The 1,326-nt window shown below is 50.5% G+C and carries 1 protein-coding gene; it reads left to right on the top strand.

Going from position 1 to position 1,326, the window contains the following annotated elements; genetic code table 11:
- Positions 1 to 25: 25 nt before the first annotated feature.
- Positions 26 to 1,326 (top strand): MATE family efflux transporter (locus tag B2633_RS02220; RefSeq protein WP_483168911.1); only part of this gene is annotated, 1,301 nt, incomplete at its 3' end.

Here is a 1,326-nt window from a genome sequence, read left to right on the forward strand (position 1 = left end):
ATAACTTTTTGCAGTAGAATCAAGTTTGGAAAGAGAAAATATGCATGATAATGACTACCTGGTCAATCATAGCTTCCGGCGCTACCTGATTCCGTCCATATTGGCAATCCTGGGCGGGAATATCAGTTTTATGGTTGATCACATTATTGCCGGACAGGTGTTGGGGAGTGATGCACTGGCGGCGATGAGCCTGGTGAACCCCCTGTTTTTTCTGTTAACCACGCTGGGCACTCTGGTTTGTGTGGGCTCTTCCACGCTGGCCTCGGTTTCAATGGGGAGCGAAGACCGCAGCACCGCCAACAAGCTTTTCACCCTTACCATGCTGCTAATTCTGCTGCTGGGCACTGTATTCAGCATCATCGGATTCATATTTATCGAGCCACTGGTAAAGCTCCTCAGCAACGATCCTGAGCTTTATGATCTGGTCTATGCCTATTGCCGGGGCTTAATTCCGGGGGCTATCTGCATTATGGCGGTATACCTGCCGCTTAACTATTTTCGGATTGAGGGCCGGGCTTTTCTGGGCATGATTATGTTTTTAATCATGGCCGCGCTGGATATCATCCTTGACCTGTGGTTTACGGTAGTCATGGGCATGGGCATGCTGGGACTGGCCTTGGCTACGGTTATAAGCGCGTTGTTGGCCGTGGCTGTAATGTCTCCGTTTCTTTTTATCAAGGGGGGAGGATATCGATTCGCGCCTATCGGCCAATCCCTGCGCTTGGTATACGCGATCGCTATTACCGGTAGCCCCCCGGCGCTAAACAACCTGTACAGCGTAGTCAGAACTTTTGTATTAAACATGCTCATACTGGCCGTAGGCGGACCGATTGCCGTTGCCAGTTTTGCCTTTGTCAACAGTGTCAACACCCTGGCCCAGGCCATTATCTCCGGGATATCCCAGACCGTATCTCCGCTGGTGGGCGTTTTTTACGGTGAACGCGATGTGCTGAGCATAAAAAAAGTGGTGTTTTTAGCCTTCCGCTACGGCATCATAACCATGGCGATATTCAGTATTTCAGTATCCCTGTTGGCCGAACCGATCTGTTTGGCCTTTAATCTTAGTTCGCCCGAGCAGCTGCGCATAGCAGTACCGGCCCTTATTATATCTTCGATCGGTTTGCTGGGAGCAGTGGCAAACAATATTTTCGTATATTATTACATGACAATTGGCCGAACCAGTATTGCCAACCGGATTACCCTGTGCCGGGGCTTTTTGTTCATTATTCCGGCCGCCGGGGCCATGGCTCAGGCCATGGGGATATACGGCATCTGGGCCGCCTTTTCCATCAGCGAACTGCTCACCCTGTTGATGACTATCCTTAC

Source organism: Syntrophomonas sp. UBA1041 (assembly GCF_002316705.1).
GTDB lineage: Bacteria > Bacillota > Syntrophomonadia > Syntrophomonadales > Syntrophomonadaceae > DTU019.